Source organism: Croceicoccus gelatinilyticus (assembly GCF_018398395.1).
Classification (GTDB): Bacteria; Pseudomonadota; Alphaproteobacteria; order Sphingomonadales; family Sphingomonadaceae; genus Croceicoccus; species Croceicoccus gelatinilyticus.
On record NZ_JAHCBF010000006.1, the window covers coordinates 221,281 to 236,204 of the forward strand.

General features: G+C 64.5%; 15 protein-coding genes. 9 read left to right on the top strand and 6 right to left on the bottom strand.

What is annotated here, in order from left to right:
• Positions 1-57: 57 nt before the first annotated feature.
• A complete protein-coding gene (locus tag KIH45_RS14230; protein WP_337925491.1) occupies positions 58-1,137 on the top strand; it encodes a sensor histidine kinase in 1,080 nt (359 codons plus the stop codon).
• A gap of 3 nt (positions 1,138-1,140) precedes the next feature.
• Here the strand turns inward: KIH45_RS14230 and rsmA are convergent, their stop codons facing one another.
• The 4 genes from rsmA to KIH45_RS14250 all read right to left on the bottom strand — a co-directional run bounded on the left by rsmA (position 1,141) and on the right by KIH45_RS14250 (position 6,955).
• Entirely contained in the window at positions 1,141-1,962 is an 822-nt protein-coding gene (rsmA, locus tag KIH45_RS14235; RefSeq protein WP_213176695.1) for a 16S rRNA (adenine(1518)-N(6)/adenine(1519)-N(6))-dimethyltransferase RsmA, read from the bottom strand.
• The gene (pdxA, locus tag KIH45_RS14240) at positions 1,959-2,972 is read right to left on the bottom strand and encodes a 4-hydroxythreonine-4-phosphate dehydrogenase PdxA (protein WP_213176696.1); all 1,014 of its coding nucleotides are present in this window, start codon (positions 2,970-2,972) and stop codon (positions 1,959-1,961) included. Before pdxA ends, rsmA begins: the two co-directional genes overlap by 4 nt.
• A gap of 20 nt (positions 2,973-2,992) precedes the next feature.
• The gene (locus KIH45_RS14245) at positions 2,993-4,369 is read right to left on the bottom strand and encodes a peptidylprolyl isomerase (protein ID WP_225899929.1); all 1,377 of its coding nucleotides are present in this window, start codon (positions 4,367-4,369) and stop codon (positions 2,993-2,995) included.
• A gap of 207 nt (positions 4,370-4,576) precedes the next feature.
• Entirely contained in the window at positions 4,577-6,955 is a 2,379-nt protein-coding gene (locus KIH45_RS14250; RefSeq protein ID WP_225899930.1) for an LPS-assembly protein LptD, read from the bottom strand.
• Positions 6,956-7,083: 128 nt separating this feature from the next.
• Here KIH45_RS14250 and KIH45_RS14255 point away from each other — a divergent pair, with 128 nt between their 5' ends.
• The 7 genes from KIH45_RS14255 to KIH45_RS14285 all read left to right on the top strand — a co-directional run bounded on the left by KIH45_RS14255 (position 7,084) and on the right by KIH45_RS14285 (position 11,494).
• A complete protein-coding gene (locus tag KIH45_RS14255) occupies positions 7,084-8,541 on the top strand; it encodes a leucyl aminopeptidase (RefSeq protein WP_213176697.1) in 1,458 nt (485 codons plus the stop codon).
• A 12-nt stretch (positions 8,542-8,553) separates the two neighbouring features.
• The gene (locus KIH45_RS14260) at positions 8,554-8,988 is read left to right on the top strand and encodes a DNA polymerase III subunit chi (RefSeq protein ID WP_213176698.1); all 435 of its coding nucleotides are present in this window, start codon (positions 8,554-8,556) and stop codon (positions 8,986-8,988) included.
• A 23-nt stretch (positions 8,989-9,011) separates the two neighbouring features.
• A complete protein-coding gene (locus KIH45_RS14265; protein WP_213176699.1) occupies positions 9,012-9,509 on the top strand; it encodes a hypothetical protein in 498 nt (165 codons plus the stop codon).
• 119 nt (positions 9,510-9,628) lie between these two features.
• Positions 9,629-10,051 (top strand): nucleoside-diphosphate kinase, encoded by a 423-nt coding sequence (ndk, locus tag KIH45_RS14270; protein ID WP_213176700.1) that lies wholly within the window; start codon positions 9,629-9,631, stop codon positions 10,049-10,051.
• A 115-nt stretch (positions 10,052-10,166) separates the two neighbouring features.
• Positions 10,167-10,421 (top strand): hypothetical protein, encoded by a 255-nt coding sequence (locus KIH45_RS14275; RefSeq protein ID WP_213176701.1) that lies wholly within the window; start codon positions 10,167-10,169, stop codon positions 10,419-10,421.
• Positions 10,422-10,441: 20 nt separating this feature from the next.
• Entirely contained in the window at positions 10,442-11,131 is a 690-nt protein-coding gene (locus tag KIH45_RS14280; RefSeq protein ID WP_213176702.1) for an MliC family protein, read from the top strand.
• A gap of 111 nt (positions 11,132-11,242) precedes the next feature.
• On the top strand, positions 11,243-11,494 hold the full coding sequence (locus tag KIH45_RS14285; RefSeq protein WP_213176703.1) for an HP1242/YdcH family protein: 252 nt from the start codon (positions 11,243-11,245) through the stop codon (positions 11,492-11,494).
• A 24-nt stretch (positions 11,495-11,518) separates the two neighbouring features.
• Here KIH45_RS14285 and purN read toward each other — a convergent pair whose 3' ends face one another.
• On the bottom strand, positions 11,519-12,496 hold the full coding sequence (gene purN / locus KIH45_RS14290; protein ID WP_213176773.1) for a phosphoribosylglycinamide formyltransferase: 978 nt from the start codon (positions 12,494-12,496) through the stop codon (positions 11,519-11,521).
• A 129-nt stretch (positions 12,497-12,625) separates the two neighbouring features.
• On the opposite strand from purN, the gene KIH45_RS14295 reads away from it, so the two are divergent.
• Positions 12,626-13,684: an AI-2E family transporter gene (locus KIH45_RS14295; protein ID WP_213176704.1), complete on the top strand. Its 1,059-nt coding sequence runs from the start codon at positions 12,626-12,628 to the stop codon at positions 13,682-13,684.
• A 42-nt stretch (positions 13,685-13,726) separates the two neighbouring features.
• Here KIH45_RS14295 and purM read toward each other — a convergent pair whose 3' ends face one another.
• Positions 13,727-14,836 carry a phosphoribosylformylglycinamidine cyclo-ligase gene (purM, locus tag KIH45_RS14300; protein WP_213176705.1) on the bottom strand — a complete coding sequence of 370 codons (1,110 nt, stop codon included), beginning with the start codon at positions 14,834-14,836 and terminating at the stop codon, positions 13,727-13,729.
• Positions 14,837-14,924: the final 88 nt, after the last annotated feature.

Here is a 14,924-nt window from a genome sequence, read left to right on the forward strand (position 1 = left end):
ATTCGCTTAGAAGTGGTTTAGTCTATAAACCCCGGGTAAAGCCAAGCTGCTTAAACGGTGCGGCATTGCCCGGGGTTTCTTCCCCGACGATTCGTTCGGGGACCACCATTGTTTCAACGACTTGCGACCTTTGACGTCAGTGCGGGATTTGCCTCGCCGGCGGCGAAGCTTGGTGCGCAATCCCTGTTCGGACTTGCCTGCGCGCTCGCGATGATCGGGACGCGCAGCGTGCTCGACCTGTTCGCGCCGACGTCCGGGCCATTCGCCCTGGTCTATCCGACCGTGCTGATCGCAACGCTGTTCGGGCATTGGCGGGCAGGGCTTGTCGCCTATCTCTTCAGTTTCTTCTGGGCATGGTGGTTCGTCCTGCCGTCTGTCGGCAGCTTCCGGTTCGTCGTGCCGACGGATCCTTCCCGCGTAGCCATCAACGCATCTGCCGTCGCGATCATTGCCTTGCTGGCCGAGACATTCCGGCGCGCGGTCCAGGCCGCAGCGCAGGCCCGCGATGCCGAGATCGAGAGGCGCGGTCTGCTCATGGCGGAGCTTGAACACCGCACGAAGAACAACTTTGCGCTGGTGGCGAGCCTGCTGGAATTGCAGAAGCGCCGCACCGACGACGTAGCCGTAATTTCCGCGCTTAGCGAGGCCACGGGCCGGGTGCACACGTTCGCGCGGGCCTATGCGAACCTCGTGGATAGTCAGGGCGAGGGCAGCAGCGTGGAGATGCGCGATTACCTTGAAGAGGTGATCCTGCGCGTGCGTGAAGGCGCCTTTGCCGACAATGTTGCGGTGCGAACCGACATCGCATCGTGTGTCCTGCCGCGTCAGGTCGCGGTCGCGCTAGGTCTCTTCGTTAATGAGGCCATAACCAATTGCGCCAAATATGCCTTTCCCGAAGGTCGTGCGGGCAGCGTCGATATCGGCTTTACTTGCGACGGATCGGGCTGGTCAGTGACCGTGCGTGACGATGGCGTCGGCAATCCGGCGCAGCCTGAAATCGTGGAAACACAGCCGCGCCGTGGTGGCGGCATGGGCACCGGATTGATGCAGGCGTTCGCGCGTCAGGCGGGTGCGGAACTGTCGGTCGAGCCGACCAACCGCGGCCACTGCGTGAAGCTGGTCAGCGATCCGGCCTAACGATCAGCGCGGGGAAAGCCTCTCCGCAATCGAGACGAATTCACCCACTGACAGCGTTTCGGCGCGGCGTGTCTCGTCGATGCCGAGTTCCTTCAGCGCATCGAGCGCTCCGGGCACGCGTTTCAGGCTCTGGCGCAGCATCTTGCGACGCTGGCCGAACGCGGCCTCTGTCACTGCTTCCAGCACCGGGCTTGATACGCCGGGTGGAGCGGGGACGGGTGTGACGTGGACGATCGCGCTCATCACCTTGGGCGGCGGGGTGAAGGCGCTGCGATGCACTTTCATCGCGATCTTGGCGGAAGAGCGCCACTGCGACAGCACGGCAAGCCGGCCATAGGCACCGGTGTTCGGTTCCGACACGATCCGCTGCGCGACTTCCAATTGGAACATCAGCGTCAGCGACGACCACTGCGGCGGCCACTCGGTCCCGCTCATCCAGCCGGTGTAGAGCGCGGTGCCGACATTATACGGCAGGTTCGCGACGACGGCGTAAGGACCGTCGAACAGGTCCGCCGGATCGTGACGCATGGCATCGCCCTGGATCACGGTCAGCTGGCCGGGGAAGTGTTCGTCAAGCTCAGCCAGCGCGGGCAGGCAGCGCTCGTCCATCTCGATCGCGGTGACATTGGCACCTGCGCGAAGCAGCGCCCGCGTGAGGCCGCCCGGACCGGGGCCGACTTCGAGCACGTTGCGGCCCTTGAGGTCGCCCGGAATGGCGGCGATGCGGTCCAGAAGCTGCTCGTCCAGCAGGAAGTTCTGTCCCAGCGCCTTCGATGCGGAAAGCCCATACTGGCGGATCGTCTCACGGATCGGGGGAAGGCTCATGCGGACTGCTCCGATCGGCGGTCGGCGCATTCGGCGGCCATGCGCAGCGCCGCGATCGTCGGTCCGGCATCGGCGCGACCCGTTCCGGCGAGCGAGAAGGCCGTGCCATGGTCGGGTGACGTGCGGATAATCGGCAGGCCCAGCGTCACGTTCACGCCGCGGTCGAAATCCAGCGCCTTGATCGGGATCAGCGCCTGGTCGTGGTACATGCAGACAGCGAGGTCGTAGTTCGCCCGCGCCGCGGCGTGGAACATCGTGTCGCCTGCCAGCGGCCCCACGACATCGAGCCCCTCGGCGCGTAGCGCCTCTACGGCAGGTGCGATTACTTCGATCTCCTCGCGACCCATTCGGCCTTGTTCTCCGGCATGGGGGTTAAGGCCCGCGACCGCGATGCGCGCCTTTGTGAATCCGAAGTCGCGCGCCAGCGCCTTTGCCGCGATGCGGATGCGGCTGGCGATCAGGTCCTGCGTCAGAAGCGCAGGGACGCTCGCCAGCGAGACGTGCACGGTCATCGGCACGACCTTGAGCGACGGCCCCGCAAGCATCATCACCGCGTCCTCGGCGGCGATGTCGCAAGCAGCGGCCACGAATTCGGTCTGTCCGGGATGCGCGAAGCCGACGTCCTGAAGTTCGGCTTTGGCGATCGGCCCGGTCACGAGCGCCGACGCCTCACCGGTAATGGCCAGTTCCGTCGCGCGGGTCAGAGAGGCGAGAGCGACCTCAGCGCCTTCGCGAGTGGGAGCGCCGGGCGTGTAGGCCAGTGGGCCGATATCCAGAACGGGTAGGGCATCGGCAAAGACCTCGCCCGCTTCGGCAAGGCTCTCGATCGCGCGCACCGAAGCCAGCGGCACGTTGTCCGCAATTTCCTGCATCAGCGAGAGGCTGCCCACGACCGCGAAAGGCGCGAGGCGTTCCTCCTCGCGCGCGGTCCAGGATTTCAGAAATAGTTCGGGGCCGACGCCCGCCGGATCGCCAAGCGAGGCGACGAGGGGAGGGCGGACGCGCGTCATCGGGTCCGCCCCCAAGCCTCTTAGTTGTAGTCGATGACCGCGTCGCGGCGCAGGTCGCGCAGATAGATCTGGGCGCGCTTGTTGATACGCTCATCCTCGATCTGCGCCATAAGTTCATCGAACGTCGGGCCGCCGGCCATGGCCGGATCGGTGCGACCACAAACCATCAGGACGCGCACGCCTTCAGCAGCGGAGCCGAAAGGCTGCGTGATACCGCCCTGCGGCAGCGCGAGCAGCGTTTCCTGAAGCTGCGGCGGCAGGTCCTTCACGCGCAAGTTGTCGTTCGACACGACTTGCGCGCCGATGGCAGCGGCGCCGCTTTCAGCCGCGCCGCAACCGTCGATCTGCTGGACGGCCTGTGCAAATTCGTTCGCGCGCTGTGACGCGGCGTCCGCCGACATGCCTTCGGGGAAGCTGATCGAGATCTGCTTGAGGCTCAGCACTGTTTCGCCCTTGTCGGCCATCAGGACCTTGCGGGTGTCGATGAGGTAGAGCAGCGAATAACCGCCGCGCAGCTCGACCGGGCCGACAAGCTGGCCGGCCTGCATCTGCGAAGCCGCTTCGGCGAGTTCGGGCGGAAGCTGGGCCAGACGCACCCAGCCAAGGTCGCCGCCGACCGCTGCGGTCGAGGCCTGGCTGAACTGGCGGGCATAAGCAACGAAGCTGCCGCCTTCGCGCAGCTGCTCCATAATCTGCTGGGCCTGACGCTGAACTTCGGGCTTGGTCTCGCTCGTAGCCGAGAGGAAAATCTCGCCAAGGCGATATTCCTCGGTGCCGCGATCGGCCTTCAAACGCTCCAGACGTTCATTCACTTCCTCTTCGGAAACGTTGATGAATGGCGCGATGTTCCGGCGCAGGATGCGCTGCCACGACAGTTCGCCGCGGATCTGCTGCTTCATCGACATCGGCGAAGAATTCACCTTGTAGAGGTAGGCATCCAGATCGCTCGGCGTCATGCCGAAGTTCTGCTGGGCGACGCGGTTGTAGGTCGCCTCGACCTCGGAATTCGAGACTTCGAGTTCCGAAGCGCGCGCTTCCTGGATCTGCAGCGTTTCGTCGATCAGGTTGCGCAGGACCTGCGCGCGCAGGCGCTGCTGGTCTTCTGCCGAAAGCTCGTTCTGGTTGGCCGCAAGGACAAGCGCGAGGCGCTGGTCGATGTCGGTGCCGGTGATGATCGTGCCGTTGACGATCGCGGTCGCGCCGCGGAACTGCGAAACCGGTTCTGCCCCGATAATGTCGGGGTTGGCGGGCAGATCGAGATTGGCGTTGGCGCCCGGATCATCGGCATTGGCGGCGTTCGCGGCCGGGGTCTGTGCAGCCAGCGGGCCGGCCGTCATGGCGGCGGCGCCCAGCATCAGACCCGCGCGGCCAACCGCACGGAAGATCGTTTCGCTCATGGTCGAAGTCTTGCCCATGGTCATAAGTCTAGAACCTGACATCCCTTTTGCCGCGCGGCGGGCGCGAACATTTGCATTAATCTGCGCCAATGGCCTGCCCCGGCTTAACCATAGATGAGCCGCCAAATGCCCCTGTATTCGGCCAAGGCGTTTAGGGTCATGGCCTTCGAAGGGCAACACAAGACCTCTCCAAGGCGGGGAAAAGCCTTAAAGGCCGAGGCCCTTGAGGCTGAAGCGGAACAGGAAAGTATTACCCTTGCGCGCATCGCCCGTGGTGAAGCTGTCGCGCCGCCACGTCAGCGCGATGGACATGCATTCATCTTCATAGGCAACGCCAAGGCGCGTGCGCAGCGGGTCGAAACCGTCCGATGTGAACGAGGGATCTTCCTCGCGGTCGGTAAGGTTCACGACGGTCGATCCGAACAGCGACCAGTAATTGGCAAAGGCGACACGGCCCGCAACGCGAAGCTCTTCGCGGTCGCCCAGGTCTTCCAGCGTGTCGGGGATATTGCGGTCGAGGCGCAGGTAACCTGCCTCGATGTACGTCTTGCGGCTGCCAACCGCGACGTCGAATTCGTTGCGGCGGACGGCCAGGTTATCCTTGTCCAGCCGGAAGCGGTGGGTGAACGACACGAAATCGCGGAAACGCACCTCGCTTCGGCCCACGACGTCGGAGGTACGCGAAGTCAGGCCGGTGCCGTCGGGCAGGATGTCTGACTGGTCCGACAGGCGATAGGACTGGCCCAGCGTTGTCTTGATGCGCCAGCCCGGCGCGGTCCAGCGCCAGTCGAAGCCGTACGTGACGCGTGCACCGTCCTCGACCCGGTCGTATCCGGGGAAGCGGTTCAGCGCGAAGAGGTTGGAATCTTCAAGGTCGACCGCGCGGGCATCCTCGTTCGGAATGGCGAGATTGCGGATCGCGGGGCTGGCAACGAATTGCACGCGCGGGGTCAGGACTTGCGTCCCGCCGAATACGCCGCCGACCAGCGGCCATTTCACGTCAACCGCACCGATCGCCATGGCGCGGGTCTCCCACCCCTCTCTGCCGCGATAGAAATCGACACTGGTGAGAGCGGTTTCGTCCGTATGATAGACATCGACGCGTGCCAGCGCGGTAAACGTCACTTCCTGACCCATGCCGGTCAGCTTGCGCAGGCTCCATTCCGCGCTGGTGAAGGCACGCTGCGTGTCCTGACCGTCGCTGCGTTCCAGCATCAGGGAATTGGCCTGCAGCATCACTTTTCCGCCCAGCACCGGATCGGACAGGCGGCGGCGATAGTCGATCAGCGGCATGGCGAAAGGCACCAGCCCCTGTTCCTCGCCCGTGCGCAGCGTCTGCGTCGCCCAACCCGCGATGGAGAGGTAGCTGTCGTCGTCGATCCGCTCGACATTGATCATCGAACGCAAGCGATCATCGCGGCTGATGTCATAGCGGCGCAGGAACGTGCGGTCGCTGGCAAGGCGGACCGATCCGGTCACGGACCAGTTTTCGTCCAGTTGAAAGCGCCCGTTGGCGTCGAAATAACCGCGCACCGATTCTTCGGCGCCCGGCAGGATGTCGCTGGCATCGCCGCCGATGGGAATGCGCGAACTGTTCGTCGCATAGCCGGTGACCTGATAGGCCCCGTCTTCCGTCAGCGCCGCATAGCTGGCCGACAACATCGGGGCGACGTCGGAATAGACACTGGCACCCAGCGTGACTTCGCGGTTCGGGGCAAGGCGCCAATAGTATTCGCCGATAACCTCGACGCCATTCGATTCCGAAAAACGCAGGTTCGGTGTCTTGAGACCGGAAACCGGCTGTCCGTCGGTGCGGATGGTAATGCCCATCAGCGGCAGGATCGGCGCGCCGAACAGTTCCAGCTTCGCGCCCTTGAACTTCACCGTCTGGCTGTCGGGATCGAAATTCACCTGCTTGGCAACGATGCGCCAGCTGGGATCACGCGGGCAGCCATCGGGCGTCGTGACACGGCACGGGCTATAGGCGGCGTAATCGAGGCGGACGGTCCCGTCCTCGTTCCGCGTGCCTTCGCGCGCGGCCAGCCGGGCACCTTCGTCGAGGACGAGCAGCAGGTTCTCCATCGCCCCGGCACGCAGTTCGTCGGTCAGCTCAAGCCGGTCGGTGTAGATCGTGTTCGCGGCTTCGTCGCGCAGGCGAACGTTGCCGCTCGCCACGATCAGCCCGCTGGTACGGTCCCAGCGAATCTCGTTGGCTTCCAGTTGCTGGTTGCCGCGGCGTAGGACAACGTCGCCACTGGCGATGACCGTCTCGGTGCCGTTTTCATAGCCGAGTTCGTTAGCCTCGAATGCGATCGCGCCCGCTTCGTCCGCTTCCTCGATGCGGAAGGGCGGGGCAGGATCGGGTTCGGGGTTTTCACCGCCGGTCCAGAAATAGTCGGGCTCGCGAGCAGTGTCTTCGCCCACTTCCTGTGCATGAGCAGGCGCGGTGAGCATGGCCACTACGGTCAGCGCACTGGCCGCGAACAGGCCATGGCGGCGCGGGAAAATCGCGCTGCGCAGCGAGTTGGCGGATTCCGAATCGGCAGTCGGAACGGTCATCTGGGCACTCTGCGATCCGGGCGGCATGGCTTGCCTATTGCACCGCTCATGCCTAACTGCAACGCCGATAGAGCGGCATATCCCGCGCCGTGACCCCCGCTCGGCGCGTCCCTCCCATTCGCTGCTCTCGATAAAAAGACAAAGCAGGAGCCTCCATGAACATCCGTTTCGCCTCCGAACTGCCCGCAGAAGTCCGCGTCGTCGCCAGGATTGTCGATCAGGACGCGATGCCCGCAGGCCTGCCCGCAACCGTGACCGAAGGCGCATCCGCCTCGCGCTTTTCGGGCAAGCCCGGCCAGCAGTTCGACGGTTTTGCAGAAGTCGACGGCAAGGTCCGCCGCATCGCGCTTTCGGGCGCTGGCCAGCCGACTTCGGCCGAACGTCTCGCCAATCTGGAAAAGGCAGGCGCAGGCCTCACCGCAAAGTTCATCACTTCGGGTGAAGGCGCGATTGCCATCGATTTCGCCGATAGCGGTCTCGACGCCGAAGGTGCCGCCGCCGTCCTTATGGGCGCACGCCTGCGTGCATGGCGCATCGATACTTATCGCACCCGCCTCAAGGACGAGCAAAAGCCGACCCTGAAGGAAGTGATTGCCGTCAACGCGCCCGAAGGCAGCGAAGCGGCATGGGACGATGCCGCTGCCCTCGCGCTCGGCGTCGAATTCACCCGCGAGCTCGTCTCGGAACCGGGCAACATCATCTACCCCGAGAGCTTCGTCGCCCGCTGCAAGGCGCGTCTTGAAGGCACCGGCGTCGAGATCACCGTGCTCGACGTTGCCGAGATGGAAAAGCTGGGCATGGGCGCTCTGCTGGGCGTCGGCCAGGGCTCTGCCCGCCCCAGTCGCATCCTTGCCATGCACTGGAACGGCGGCGGCAGCGACAAGCCGACCGCGTTCGTGGGCAAGGGCGTGACGTTCGACACCGGCGGTATCTCGATCAAGCCGGCCGGCGGCATGGAAGACATGAAGTGGGACATGGGCGGCGCTGGCGCCGTGGCCGGCGCCATGCTGGCGCTTGCCAGCCGCAAGGCCAAGGCGAACGTCGTGGGCATCTGCGGCCTTGCCGAAAACATGCCCGACGGCAACGCGCAGCGCCCCGGTGACGTCGTGACCTCGATGTCGGGTCAGACGATCGAGGTCATCAACACCGACGCCGAGGGGCGCCTTGTCCTGTGTGACGCGCTGACCTGGGTGCAGCAGACGTTCAAGCCGGAACGCATCGTCGATCTCGCCACGCTGACGGGCGCGATGGTCGTTGCTCTCGGCCATGAAAACGCCGGCATGTTCTCGAACGACGACGATCTGGCAAACGCGCTGTACAAGGCGGGCCAGACCAGCGGTGACAAGCTGTGGCGTTTCCCGCTGTCGCCGGCTTACGACAAGCTGATCGACAGCCAGATCGCCGACATGAAGAACGTCGGCCCGCGCTGGGGCGGTTCGATCACTGCGGCGCAGTTCCTGCAGCGCTTCATCGAGGATGGCACCCCCTGGGCGCACCTCGACATCGCGGGCATGGCATGGGCCGACAAGGCCGGTGCCACCTGGGACAAGGGCGCGACGGGTTTCGGCGTGCGCGTGCTCGACCGCTTCATCCGGGACACTTCCGAAGCCTGAAGCAGCTAGCCGGTGCGCGTCGACTTCTATCACCTGACCCGCGATCCCGCGCCGCAAGCGCTGGTGCTGATCGCGGGGAAGGCCTTGCAGGGCGGGCAGCGCATGCTCGTCGTCTGCGAGGACGAAGCGGCCCGCACCGCGCTTTCCGACGCCATGTGGGCGACGCCCGGTTTCCTCGCCAATGGCGAGACCGGGCAGCCCGGCGCGGACATGCAGCCCGTGCTGCTCTCCCCTGAAATGACGGTCCCGCTGAACGGTGCGCGGCTTGTCGCGCTCGCCGACGGAATCTGGCGCGACGATGCGCTGGAATTCGACCGGGCGTTCCTGTTCTTCGACGCAAGCACCATCGACGGCGCACGCGGGGCATGGCGTGCTTTGGGAGAGCGCGATAACGTCGAGCGGCGTTACTGGAAGCAGGCCGATGGCCGCTGGGTCGAAGGGCCCTGAACCTTCCCATTCTGGAGAACCCGATGCGTCTTGCCACCGTTCTGCTTGCCCCTGCTGCCGTCCTTGCCCTTTCCGCCTGCGGGTCGGAGCGTGAAGGAACGATGCAGACCGAGGATGGCGAGGTTGCTTACGAGATTTCCGAGAACGGCGACCAGACGAACGTGCGCCTCAATGGCGAGGACGGCGAAGTCACCGTCGACACCGGCGCGAACCTGAAGCCCGACCTGCCCGATGGCCTTGCGGTCTATCCGGGCGCCAAGGTCACCAGCGCCTCGAACGTCGGGATGGGCGATGCGGCAGGTGCGCTCGTGTCGATGGAAAGCAGCGATGCGCCTGAAAAGATCGTCGGCTGGTACAAGGACAAGGCCAAGGCCGCGGGCTACGAGATCGAGACCGAGGTTTCGACCGGCGCGCTGAAGATCGTGTCGGGAAAGACCGCAGACGGGCGCGAATTCAACGTCGTGGCCAATGGGGGCGCCAGCCCGACGACCGTGCAACTGACCGCCGGGCGCGGTCTCTAGACCCCACCTGACCCCCGCGAAGGGTTGTGCCGCGCGCCCAGCGGCGCTAGGGGCGCGCGCAACGCGCCTTCGCGCACGATTTTCCTGTTTCAATTTTATCCATACCGAGGATCAAGACCATGGCGGTTACCCGCACCTTTTCGATCATCAAGCCCGACGCCACCCGTCGCAACCTGACCGGCGCCGTCACCAAGATGCTGGAAGAAGCCGGCCTTCGCGTCGTCGCTTCCAAGCGCATCCACATGACCCGCGAGCAGGCTGAAGGCTTCTACGCCGTTCACTCCGAACGTCCCTTCTTCGGCGAACTGTGCGACTTCATGATGAGCGAACCCGTCGTCGTGCAGGTCCTCGAGGGCGAAGACGCCGTGAAGCGCAACCGTGACGTGATGGGCGCCACCAACCCGGCCGACGCCGACGAAGGCACGATCCGCAAGGCCTATGCCCTGTCGATCGGCGAGAACACCGTCCACGGTTCGGACAGCGAAGAAAATGCCAAGATCGAGATCGAATTCTTCTTCAAGCCGGAAGAAATCGTCGGCTGATCGCCACGGCAAACAGGTTTTCCTGACAAAAAGGGCCGTCCCCATCGCGGGGGCGGCCTTTTTTCTTGCATGATTCGCACAAATCGCGACCATTCGTGCCCGAGGGGGATCTGACATGATTGCGCGACTTGCCGTGCTCTATTTGCTCGTCGGACTGCTGGCCTGCGCCGCGCCGTGGTTCGATCAGGCATTTGCCTTTGGCCTGTCGGGCCTCTTGCGCTCCACTTTCGCGATGCTGCTCTCCCTGCCGTGGAGCCTGCTGGTGCCATATGTGCCGGACGGGCAGGTCATACTGGTGACGCTGCTGTGCGTGATGGGGATCCTCATCAATTACGGTGCGCTGCGCTGGCTCGCCGCCAGGGCCGCATAATCGCCGGGTAGGAGGACACGATGAATTTTCTGAGGTTCACCCCGATTGCCGCACTGGCGCTGGCTGCTTGTGGCGCTGAGACACAGGACGCAGCCGACACCGGCGATGACGCCCCTGTCGCCGCGGCGCCGGTAGATACGCCGACTTCGCCCAGTTTCGACTGCACCATGTCCGATGTCGAGGTTACCGACCTTATTTGCGAAACGCCGATGCTGGCGCGCATGGATAACGAGCTGCAGCGCGTGTACTCGCTGGCCGAGACCGGCACTTACGCCTCGGAAGAACGGCTGCAGGAGTTGACCGCGATGCAGCGCGACTGGATCGGAGGGCGCGACGATTGCTGGAAGGCGACCGACAAGCTGCAATGCGTGACGACCAGCTATGCCCAGCGTATCCACGAAATCAGGCAGGGTTTTTACGACAGCCGGCAAGAGGACGATAAGGGCATCTCCAACGGTCCGCTATCGCTTGCTTGCGACGGCGTCGACTTCGGCATCTCGGCCACCTTCATCCAGGCCGATCCGGGCGTCGTCTTCCTTCAGTGGCTCGACCGTTCACTGGCGCTGGTGCAAGTCCCCAGCGGATCGGGTGCGAAATACGAAGGCGCTTGGGACGGTGAAACCGCGACGCTGTTCACCAAGGGCGACGACGCGATGTTCACGCCGCCTGGCGAAGCGGAAATGACCTGCAAGATCGAGGAAATCGGCTGAGGCGATTTTTCGCCAATCACTTTTTTTCGCAGCCTGTTTGATCCCGCGCAAGGAGCGCAGGCGGCCATCGGCGCATCATCCTGACATCAACACTTGATGGATGGAGGACCGATGTCGAACACCCCGCATGAGCTCGCCGCAGAGTTTCCCGATGATCATGACATCCTGCACAAGCTGAAGCTGCACAATGCGCACTTCGCGAACCTTTCGGTGCGCTATCACACGGTCAATCGCGACATCCACCGCATCGAGGCGGAGGTCGAGGCAGCGTCGGACGAACGCGCCGAAGATCTGAAGAAAGAACGTTTGCGGCTTCTAGATGAAGTCGCGGCGCTGATCGCGCGGGAAAAGACTGCGGCCTGAGCGATCAGTGTTTGGCGCGGCCGATCAGAACTGCTCGGCCGCGTCGATCAGGCTGGTCAGGCGCTTGGGCGCAACGCTGCGCCAGCTGCGTTCAAGCCACGAACGCACGTGATCCCAGTCCACGCCCGGGCGGTTGAGGATGAGGCCCGCCCATCCGCTTGCCCCGTAATAGGCGGGACGGAACCAGACATCGGGATCACGCTCGACCAGGGCTGCCAGTTCGTCGGGCCCGTCGGTCTTCACAAGAACCGCGACATGCGGCTCGCCGTGATGCTGGTCGTTGAAATGGGCGAAAAACTTTCCGCTCTTGCCGCCGGTGTGCCAGCCGGGCGCGCCGTGGCTTTCGCGCGGCTCGGCCTCGGGCAAGGACAGCGCGAGTTCGGACACTTTCTCCAGCAGCCAGTCGGCGCGATAAGGGCGCGAGACCAGTTCCTCCAGCATTCGCGAATAGAGCTGGTGTTCGGCATAGAGCACGCGGCCTGCCAGCGTATCGGGCGTGTCGCCGGGCATGATCGCGACCGGCGTCTGGCCCAGGACCGGCCCGTCGTCGAGTTCCGCCGTCACGAGATGGACCGAGCAGCCCGCGTGGCTGTCGCCTGCCTCGATCGCGCGGGCATGAGTGTCGAGCCCCTTGTACTTCGGCAGCAGCGAGGGATGGATATTGAGCATCCGCCCCTCCCACCGCGAGACGAATTCGGGGCTGAGGATCCGCATGTAACCGGCCAGCGCGATATATTCCGCGCCCGATGCCAGCACCTGTTCTTCCATTGCCGCGTCGTGTTCGGCGCGCTTCATGCCCTTGTGCGGCAGGGCGAAAGTGGCAACGCCTTCGGCCTCGGCCAGCCGCAGGCCCTTTGCCTCGGGATCGTTCGATGCGACAAGCACGATTTCATAGGGGCAATCGTCGCGGCGGCTGGCATAAAGCAGCGCGGCCATGTTCGATCCGGTGCCCGAAATCAGGACGGCAACCTTCGCGCGGGGATGGCTGGCAGTTTGAGGCATCATCGCAGGCTGGCCCTTGCCGGTGTGGAACAGGGTGGCGGTATCAGGGGTTGAGACGAAGATGATCGCATTCCCCAACCGACGAAGCCGCAGTCCCTACGCGCCGGTGCGCTGGCAGGCAATGGCCTGATGAGCGCGCCTTTCCGCCCCCGTCCGGAAGACGCGCCCTACTTGCGTCGACTTGCTTACACGATCGCCATCGCGGCGGTCCTGATCGTCGCGTGGCGCGCGGCAGACCTGCTGCTGCTGGTGTTCGGCGCGATCCTTGCCGCCGTCGTGTTCCAGAGCGCAGGGGACCTGCTGCAAAAAGCGGGCCTGCGCAACAAGGACGTGGCGCTGGGCATCGGCATCGTCCTGTGCCTCGCGATAGTCGGGCTCATGGGCTACTTGCTGACCGTCCAGTTCGGAGTGCAGGTGGCGGGGCTGATCGACAACCTGCCTGAAACGGTCGCCGCCATCGAAAGGGCGGTGGGCGGCAATCCGGTGGGTGCCGCGGTCGTGAAGGCCGTGCGCGCAGCCGTTGGCGGCAGTGCCATTGCGGACCGGCTGGGCCTGCTCATCACCGGTACCGGCGAAGTCCTGCTGAATTTCCTGATCGTCCTGGTCGGCGGCATGTTCATCGCCGCCAATCCCGGGCCCTATCGCCGCGCAATCATCATGCTGACGCCGCATGGCGGGCGGGGCACTATGGGCCGCGCGCTCGATGAAATGGCGCTGGCCCTAAGGTTATGGCTCAAGGCGAAACTGATCTCGATGACCGTAATGGGCATACTGATCGGCGGCTCCCTGTATCTTGCCGGGGTCGAGCAATGGGCCGCACTGGGATTGTTGGGCGGGATTAGCGAATTCGTGCCCTATGTCGGGCCAGTCGTCGCCATGATGCCCGCCATCGCGATCGCGGCGGCGCAGGGCGGGGACGTGCTGACTTATACGCTGGTCGCCTTCGTCGCGATCCGCGTGATCGAGGCGTGGATGATCACTCCGCTCGTCAACCGACAAGTCGTGAACATCCCGCCAGCGCTAACGTTGTTCGTGATTCTTGGCGCAGGGGCCGTGTTCGGCATCTACGGCGTATTCTTTGCAGGCGCGCTACTGATCGTCACTTACGTTGGCGTGCGAGAATTATACCTGCGCGACACGCTGGGCGAGGACATCGACGGCGTCCCGGCCGAAGCGAAAGAGGACTGAGCCGGGGCCCAGTCCTTCGCGTTAGCCCCGGCCCCCTCCTGATTATCCGAGGTGCGTCGCGCTCCAGTTCTCACGCGCGGCCCATTCGCCTTCGCGGCCCGCCACGGTGCAGCCCTTGTCGCCGGCGCGGATCGCACCGATGACGTGGACTTCCTCACCCTCGGCCTCGAGATCGGCCTTCAGGCTCTCGACCTCGTCCGCCGCGACCGCCAGCACCATGCCGATGCCGCAGTTGAAGGTGCGGGCCATCTCTTCCGGCTCGATGTTCCCCTGCGCCTGCAGGAACGCCATCAGGCGCGGCTGGACCCAGCCGCCGACGTCTATATGCGCGTGGAGCCCTTCGGGAAGAACGCGCGGAACGTTTTCGAGAAGGCCGCCGCCGGTGATGTGGGCCAGCGCATGGATGCGCCCTTCGCGGATTGGCTTCAGCAACGGCTTCACGTAGATGCGGGTCGGCGCGATCAGAGCGTCGATCAGCAAGGTCTCGTTGTCGAAGAGGGCAGGGCGGTCGAGCTTCCAGCCCTTGTCCGCCGCCAGCCTGCGGACCAGCGAAAAGCCGTTGGAGTGCACGCCCGAAGACGACAGGCCGAGCAACACGTCGCCTTCGGCCACCTTGTCGCCGGTCAGCTGTTCGCCCCGCTCAACCGCGCCGACGCAGAAGCCGGCAAGGTCATAGTCGCCATCGGCGTACATGCCGGGCATTTCTGCCGTCTCGCCGCCGATCAGCGCGCAGCCCGCGATCTTGCAGCCTTCGGCGATGCCGGCAACGACTCGCTCTGCAATGCCAGTCTCAAGCTTTCCGGTCGCGAAATAGTCGAGGAAGAACAGCGGTTCCGCGCCCTGCACGATCAGGTCGTTCACGCACATGGCGACAAGGTCGATGCCGATATTGTCGTGCCGGTCGTGATCGATCGCCAGCTTGACCTTGGTGCCCACACCGTCATTCGCGGCGACAAGCAGCGGGTCCTTGTACCCTGCGGCCTTCGGATCGAAGAACCCGCCAAAGCCGCCAAGCTCACTCGTCGCGCCGGGGCGGGCGGTGCTCTTGGCCAGCGGACCGATGGCCTTCACCAGCGCGTTGCCCGCAGCGATGGAGACGCCGGCCTTGGCGTAAGTGTACGATTCGTCGTTCTGTTCGGGGGTGTCGGTCATGCAATCTCTCGTGGCTTGGGGGGCGATTATCGCTTTCCCGCTTGGATTTCCACGGCCATTTCGGCAAAGAGGCTCGTGATGGTTTTTC

Bases quoted from the DNA above. Each gene is read 5' to 3' on its own strand.
- KIH45_RS14255 (WP_213176697.1), top strand. From the start codon at position 7,084: ATGAACATCCGTTTCGCCTCCGAACTGCCCGCAGAAGTCCGCGTCGTC.
- KIH45_RS14285 (WP_213176703.1), top strand. From the start codon at position 11,243: ATGTCGAACACCCCGCATGAGCTCGCCGCAGAGTTTCCCGATGATCAT.
- KIH45_RS14280 (WP_213176702.1), top strand. From the start codon at position 10,442: ATGAATTTTCTGAGGTTCACCCCGATTGCCGCACTGGCGCTGGCTGCT.
- KIH45_RS14275 (WP_213176701.1), top strand. From the start codon at position 10,167: ATGATTGCGCGACTTGCCGTGCTCTATTTGCTCGTCGGACTGCTGGCC.
- purN (WP_213176773.1), bottom strand. From the start codon at position 12,496: ATGCCTCAAACTGCCAGCCATCCCCGCGCGAAGGTTGCCGTCCTGATT.
- rsmA (WP_213176695.1), bottom strand. From the start codon at position 1,962: ATGAGCCTTCCCCCGATCCGTGAGACGATCCGCCAGTATGGGCTTTCC.
- purM (WP_213176705.1), bottom strand. From the start codon at position 14,836: ATGACCGACACCCCCGAACAGAACGACGAATCGTACACTTACGCCAAG.
- KIH45_RS14245 (WP_225899929.1), bottom strand. From the start codon at position 4,369: ATGAGCGAAACGATCTTCCGTGCGGTTGGCCGCGCGGGTCTGATGCTG.
- ndk (WP_213176700.1), top strand. From the start codon at position 9,629: ATGGCGGTTACCCGCACCTTTTCGATCATCAAGCCCGACGCCACCCGT.
- KIH45_RS14265 (WP_213176699.1), top strand. From the start codon at position 9,012: ATGCGTCTTGCCACCGTTCTGCTTGCCCCTGCTGCCGTCCTTGCCCTT.
- KIH45_RS14250 (WP_225899930.1), bottom strand. From the start codon at position 6,955: ATGCCGCCCGGATCGCAGAGTGCCCAGATGACCGTTCCGACTGCCGAT.
- KIH45_RS14295 (WP_213176704.1), top strand. From the start codon at position 12,626: ATGAGCGCGCCTTTCCGCCCCCGTCCGGAAGACGCGCCCTACTTGCGT.
- pdxA (WP_213176696.1), bottom strand. From the start codon at position 2,972: ATGACGCGCGTCCGCCCTCCCCTCGTCGCCTCGCTTGGCGATCCGGCG.